Here is a 5,960-nt window from a genome sequence, read left to right on the forward strand (position 1 = left end):
ACCATAGTGGTTAGTGGCCGGGCTTTACGCTTGTCGCCGGTCTGGGGTGTACGCTTCTGTCTTCAGCGACAACCCGTATAATCAGCGAGTCTTCTAGCCTGCCAACCGCGCATTCAGGGCGATTTCTTCCACCGCAGCCAGTGCTTTAGACACAGGACACTTGGCCTTGGCTTCCTCGGCATATTTTTGGAACGTCGCCGCGTCAAGGCCGGGTACGTCCGCTTCCACGTCCAACTCGATCTTGGTGATCGTCGGGCCGTCGCCCAGGTGAACCGACGCCTTGGCCTCAATGCGTTTTGGCGGGACTTCGTTGCGGGTCAGAATGGCCGACAGGAACATGGCGTAGCAGCTGGCGTGGGCCGCGCCGACCAGTTCCTCGGGGTTTGTGCCGCGGCCGTCAGCGAACCGCCCGGTCCAAGTGTAGGGGCCAGCATAGACGCCGCTCTCCAGCTTCAAATAGCCCGATCCCTCTTTCAACGTCCCTTCCCATTCAGCTTGTGCGTGGCGAATAGCCATTGTGTCGCTCTCCTCTTCACTCAATTTAGGTCAACGGTTGCATTCCCAACAGGTGCATTACCTCTATCCCGTCGTCCAGGTCTTCCCAGTAAATCGCGTACCCTCCGGGCTCAATTGACCAATTGTCCCGCTGGACGGGCGTTGCCTGGTATAGCCACTCCAGCCAATTGATCTTGTCCAATGGGAGCGTAATGCCGCGATCATCGCTGAGCTGTACGTGGAGGATGTCGCCGGTGAAGCTCACACTCGTCGCGGTAACCAATTCCTCCAGGTTATCTTGAGAAGTACTCATACCACAACTCCAGCAACTCGGCTTGGTGCTCGCGGGTCAGACGTAAGACATTGTTCAATTCTGTTGAATGATAGCCCCGATTGTATTGCAGACTTACCGGATTTAGCCAAATCTTAGCGACCTTTGCGTCGCGTAACACGTGGACGTGTGGCGGCTCAAAGCGGTCAGACGAGTAGAAGCGAAACCTGTAACCCTCGATCTGTTTCGTTGGCATCCTGTTTACCATTGATTGCATACTACGAACTAAAGGCGGTATACGTTGGCAACCCCAAATCCGGCATTTTCCTTCCCGCCAGAAACGCCTCCAGCGCCGCCCGCGTCGCCTCGCGGTCGTCCCACGGGTACTCCGTCGCCCCAAAGCACATCGACTGCTCGTGCCCCTTGCCGCAGATGAGCACCACGTCACCCGACTGGGCCAGGCTCAGGGCGAAGTAGATGGCCCGGCCGCGGTCGGCCACGCGCCAGAACGTCCGCCCCTCCACGCCGCCGGCCGCCTCGGCCGACGCGGCCATCATGGCCAGGATGTCATCCAGCGATTCGGTGCGCGGGTCTTCGGCCGTCAGCACGCTCAGGTCGGCCGCCCGCGCGGCGATATCGGCCATCAGCCGCCGCTTGTCCACGTCCCGCTTGCCGGCGCTGCCGAACACGGCAATGACCCGCCCCCCCGGCCCGACCATGCGCCGCGCCGCGCCGACGGCCCGGTCGAGCGCGTTGGGCGTGTGGGCGAAGTCGACGACGACCAGGAACGGCTGGCCGCGGTCGATGCGCTCCATACGTCCGCTCAGCCCGCGCACGCTCTCCAGTCCGGCGCGAATGGCCCCCGGCAGCACGCGCAACGCCGTGGCGGCTGCCGCCGCCGCCAGCATGTTGTAGACGTTGAACTCGCCTACCAGCGCCGAGCGCACGGCCAGCGGTCGCCGGGCCGCGTCGGCAAATGACAGCGTCAGCGTCGTCTCGTGCGGGCCATACTGAATGTCGCCGGCCGTCACGTTGTTGCCCGGCCCCAGGCCATAGGTTAGCGTAGCGACCTGCCTCGCGGCCAGGAAGCCGGCCAGCGGCTCGTAGGAACGGTCGTCGCGGTTGAGGATGGCCGTCGGCCGGATCGTGTCCTTGTAGCGGTTAGCAGTGAGCGATTTGCCAAATCGCTCTACCGTCAGGTACTCGAACAGGCGGCGCTTGGCGGCGAAGTAGCCGGCGTAGTCGCCGTGGTAGTCCAGGTGTTCGTGGGTGATATTGGTGACCACCGCCACGTCGAACGCCACGGCGGCCACGCGGTGTTGGGCCAGCGCATGGGAGGTCGTCTCCAGGATACAGTGGGTCAGCCCGGCGTCGACCATGCGGCGCAGGTAGCGCTGGACGGCCGGCGCTTCGGGCGTGGTCACGTGCAGCGCCAGCGGCTCCTCTTCGCCGCCGATGACGGCCCGGATAGTGCTGAGCAGTCCGACGCGCAGCCCGCCGGCCCGCAGCAGGCTGAACAGGATGTTGGCCGTGGAGGTTTTGCCGTCGGTACCGGTGACGCCGATGACGACTAGCTCACGGCTGGGGAAACCCTCCCAGGCCGCCGCCAGCCAGGCCAGCGTCTCGGCCGTGTCGGGCACGGTCAGGTAGACGACGCCGGGCGGGACGGCGACGCTCACCTCCTCCGGCGGGCGTTGGGCCAGGATAAGGCTCGCGCCGCGGGTGATGGCCTGCGGGATATAGGGGTGGCCGTCGCTGCCGGTGCGCACGCGGGCGACGAAGGCCGCGCCTGGCTCCACCTCGCTTGTCTTCTCGGTGAAGTGGGTGAGGGTTACGTCCGGGCCGTTGTAGGGGGGCGGCTGCGGGTGGCTCGTTCCGGCGACGGCCGCGCTCCAGGCCGCCAGTAGTTGGGTTAAGCGTCGTGGGTCTTCAGTCATGACATCAGGAGATGGCCGCAACGGGCGACCATCCCCCGACTATGGTAACAGCAGCGGTGGGAAAAGGCGACCGGGCCGTAGCGCAGCCTGTTAGGCTGCAGCCCGAAGAGGCAGCCTAACAGGCTGCGTTACGGCGAGCGGCGCTTGCGCACCGTGTACTTCGGCCGCTCGCCGTCGCGTGTGGCGCGGCGCTCCGTTGGGCCGGCATCCACCGATTCGACCACAATGTGCGCGGCGGTCTCGCATTGGAACAGGAGCGACTGACCGGACAGGATGGCCCCTTCGGCCGGCTCGAAGGCGTCACCCTTCACCTGAAACATCGCCACCTGATCGGCCCGGTAGCCGTCCCGCGAGGGGGCTTCAACCTTGACCATGGCCCGGCCGCTGCCCATCGGGTTCGTCACGGCGTAGGCGCCGGGGCGCACCAGCGTGACGGCGAAGAAGTCCCCCGCCGGCAGGCCGGTGGCGTTGTCGAGCACCGTCTCCCGCTTCTCGCCGATGATACGGGTGAGCGTCACGGTGTAGTGGCTCGTGCCTTTGCTGACGTAGAAGCCCAGCACGCCGCCCGCCGCCAGCCGGGGCGCGGGCGCGGGACAACCGTCCTCGGTTGCGCCCAACGTCGCCAGATCGAGATTGATTTGATAGGACGCGCCGGCCGGGGCGGGGGGGCGCTCCGGGCCGGGAACCATCTCGCCGACTACCTCTACCGGGCCGCGGAAGACCACCTGCCCCTCGCGCCGCACGAACAGTTCGTAATCGCCGGGATCGGGGAAGCGGTGCAGCAGCGTGACCAGCGCGCCCAGGGCGCGGCTGTCCAGCGGCCGGTTGATGAACAGGGCGCGATTGAGCGCCGCTTTACGGGGTTCACTCTTCATGGTTACGCTCCCACGTCGCCCTGGACGATCAATTCTACGTCGGTCACCGTGGCGCTGAGGTTGCGCAGCGGGATGGCGACGGGAACCAGGCCATTCTTGGCCGGCATGATCTCGTACGGGTCGTCGATCTTGTAGAGAGGCAGGCAGTTGCCCAGTAACTCCAGAATAAGCGTGCCGATGAAGTCCAGCAGGCCGAAGCTGACGTTGAAGAGGTCGCTGAGCCACTCGTCGATCTCGTCCGGGATGTCGAGGATGAAGCGGATGAGGTCGGCGATGCCGCCGATGAGGGCCAGAATGAGGTCGCGCACCCAGCCGCCGGGGATGAGCGCCTCGATGGCCGCCGTCAGCGCATCTTCGATCAGGTCGCCCACGATGTCGGCGAAGTCGAACAGGTCGATGTCGATCGTCTCCGGGTCGAGGAAAATGTGCCACTGAGTGTGGCCGGGGAACGGCTCCAGCAGATCGAAACCGATCAGGATGTCGCGCAATTCCCCGCACACGTCGATGGTCGGCGGCGGCGCGGCCGGATCCCAGTAGCGCACGTCCATGCTGCCGGTGACGCTGATCTCCTGGGCCACGAAGGCAGCGAAGTCGGGCGAGATGGAGATGTCCGGATCGCCCTCAAAGACGCACACGCGCGGCAGGCAGATGTCGGGCAGCGGCCAGGGCAGGTTGATGCAGCCGCCGCCGACGCACAGTTCGGGGATGTCCAGCCCCAACGTCACTTGCAGCCGATCCCACTTCAGATCAAGCTCCCTGATCTGCACCGTGTTATCGGCGCGCAGATCGACGACGCCTCCCTCCAGGTGCGCCTTGACGTTGTAGCCGGCGGTGAAGGGGCCGAAGTCGCCCGAGTCCGACTTCTCGAATTTGAAGTTGGACGTGATCAGGTCGATAGTGCGCTGGAAGGTGCTTTCGGAGACGGCAACGGTTGCATGGGCCACGTTACACCTCCTCCACGACCAGGCTGATGAACGCCTTGAGTTGATCTTGCTCAACAGCCGGGTTATTGGGCACGGCGGCCGAGATAGGCGTCGGCCGCAAGGTGATCTTCTGTCCGACCTCGATGTCGTGCTCCTGGAGCATCTTGGTGATGTCGAAGATCAGCTTCTCCATCTTGACGCTGGCGCGGGGCAGGATGCCCAGGCGCAGCACCGTGGAGATGTAGCACTCAATGATGCTCTCCATCGGCAGGGGTTGCAGATCGACGATCTCCAGCCCATCGAGCCGCACCTTCAGCCATTGTTGCTCCAGGTCGTTGCCGATAGTGCCCCACTCGACGTGGGCCACGCCGTACAACTCCAGGCAGAAGCACATGATCTCGCGCGTCTCAAGCACCGTCACCGGTGGTCTGTCCGGAGCCGGGCGGTCATCGGGCTTCTCGGCCGTCGCCAGCACCTCGATCTGCGGCAGCAGCTTCTCGATCACGTCGCGCGGCGGGCAGCCCAACCCAAAGCATCCTTTGATGCGCAGCGCCAGCCGTTGCGGCGGCAATTCGCCCAACTCGGGCGGCAGGGCGAAGACGTTGCCGGGGTGAAAGTCAATCTGCACGTCGGTCAACTGGAAGCACCAGTTCAGGCCGAGCGGCATCTCCGTCGGCGCGCCCAGGACAGGAATAGGGTCTTGCAGATCGAAGAGCGGGTTGCCGGCGTCGGTCACCTTGCGGTCGGCGACGATGCGGGTGCACAACAGGTGGCTATTCTGGGTGAAGAAAGCTGTGGCGTAGTTAAAAAGTGACGGGCGCTGGCGCATCAGGTGCTGCACCACGCGGTTGACCCCTTCTTCGTGCACGGCGCCGAAGATGTCACAGTGGTCAGTGAAAGCCATCGCATATTCTCCTGGCGTCGTCTCGGGCGAGACGGCCGCCGTCAGGGGCGACGGTGCGGGCGGGGATGGTGGGTACGTAGGGGCAGACCTATGTGTCTGCCCTTGGGCAGACACATAGGTCTGCCCCTACCTCAGAGATACCGGTAACACAATAAGGGATCGGGCTGGCGCTGTCAACCGACGATTGCCATGCGGTTGGGCCTTATAGAACAAGCATCCACAGATCGCACAGATTTTCATAAGTAGAGGCAGACACGCAGGTCTGCCCCTACCCTTAGGGCAGACACTTGATCTAGGGCAGACACGCAGGTCTCCCCCTACCTCATTCGATAACTCAACAGGGTTAGTTCCTCGCTATCCTTTAGAAGCTGGGCTGGTTCGCCCCGCGCCACCCCCATCGCCCGGCTCGCCGCGAAGTACTCGAACGAGAACGCCGTCGGATCGCCCGCCGACAGCCCCGGCAAGGGCATGAGCCGGGCCACCAGCGGCTTGCGCAGCCGGGCCGACAGCGCCGCCGTGTCCAGCAGGATGCCGGCCAGCGTCGCCTCGCTCACG

General features: G+C 64.6%; 8 protein-coding genes. All 8 read right to left on the reverse strand.

Annotated elements, in window-relative coordinates; genetic code table 11:
- Positions 1 to 93: 93 nt before the first annotated feature.
- A complete protein-coding gene (locus tag ACE3UY_RS02380) occupies positions 94 to 516 on the reverse strand; it encodes an OsmC family protein (protein ID WP_374685950.1) in 423 nt (140 codons plus the stop codon).
- Between the two features lie 25 nt (positions 517 to 541).
- Positions 542 to 808, reverse strand: a complete 267-nt coding sequence (locus tag ACE3UY_RS02385; RefSeq protein WP_374685951.1) for a DUF2442 domain-containing protein — start codon at positions 806 to 808, stop codon at positions 542 to 544.
- A complete protein-coding gene (locus tag ACE3UY_RS02390) occupies positions 789 to 1,043 on the reverse strand; it encodes a DUF4160 domain-containing protein (protein ID WP_374685952.1) in 255 nt (84 codons plus the stop codon). Before ACE3UY_RS02390 ends, ACE3UY_RS02385 begins: the two co-directional genes overlap by 20 nt.
- Before the next feature lies 1 nt (position 1,044).
- Positions 1,045 to 2,703, reverse strand: a complete 1,659-nt coding sequence (locus ACE3UY_RS02395; protein ID WP_374685953.1) for a UDP-N-acetylmuramoyl-L-alanyl-D-glutamate--2,6-diaminopimelate ligase — start codon at positions 2,701 to 2,703, stop codon at positions 1,045 to 1,047.
- Between the two features lie 128 nt (positions 2,704 to 2,831).
- Positions 2,832 to 3,578, reverse strand: coding sequence for a hypothetical protein (locus tag ACE3UY_RS02400; RefSeq protein ID WP_374685954.1), 747 nt, complete (start codon positions 3,576 to 3,578; stop codon positions 2,832 to 2,834).
- 2 nt (positions 3,579 to 3,580) lie between these two features.
- The gene (locus ACE3UY_RS02405; protein ID WP_374685955.1) at positions 3,581 to 4,522 is read right to left on the reverse strand and encodes a hypothetical protein; all 942 of its coding nucleotides are present in this window, start codon (positions 4,520 to 4,522) and stop codon (positions 3,581 to 3,583) included.
- Position 4,523: 1 nt separating this feature from the next.
- The gene (locus ACE3UY_RS02410) at positions 4,524 to 5,405 is read right to left on the reverse strand and encodes a hypothetical protein (RefSeq protein ID WP_374685956.1); all 882 of its coding nucleotides are present in this window, start codon (positions 5,403 to 5,405) and stop codon (positions 4,524 to 4,526) included.
- Positions 5,406 to 5,722: 317 nt separating this feature from the next.
- Positions 5,723 to 5,960 (reverse strand): DUF711 family protein (locus tag ACE3UY_RS02415; protein WP_374685957.1); only part of this gene is annotated, 238 nt, incomplete at its 5' end.

The organism is Promineifilum sp. (SeqCode) (assembly GCF_041918635.1).
Classification (GTDB): Bacteria; Chloroflexota; Anaerolineae; order Promineifilales; family Promineifilaceae; genus Promineifilum.

Excerpts from the sequence above, each read along its gene's own strand:
- ACE3UY_RS02410 (WP_374685956.1), bottom strand. The coding sequence starts at position 5,405 with ATGGCTTTCACTGACCACTGTGACATCTTCGGCGCCGTGCACGAAGAA.
- ACE3UY_RS02385 (WP_374685951.1), bottom strand. The coding sequence starts at position 808 with ATGAGTACTTCTCAAGATAACCTGGAGGAATTGGTTACCGCGACGAGT.
- ACE3UY_RS02390 (WP_374685952.1), bottom strand. The coding sequence starts at position 1,043 with ATGCAATCAATGGTAAACAGGATGCCAACGAAACAGATCGAGGGTTAC.
- ACE3UY_RS02395 (WP_374685953.1), bottom strand. The coding sequence starts at position 2,703 with ATGACTGAAGACCCACGACGCTTAACCCAACTACTGGCGGCCTGGAGC.
- ACE3UY_RS02380 (WP_374685950.1), bottom strand. The coding sequence starts at position 516 with ATGGCTATTCGCCACGCACAAGCTGAATGGGAAGGGACGTTGAAAGAG.
- ACE3UY_RS02400 (WP_374685954.1), bottom strand. The coding sequence starts at position 3,578 with ATGAAGAGTGAACCCCGTAAAGCGGCGCTCAATCGCGCCCTGTTCATC.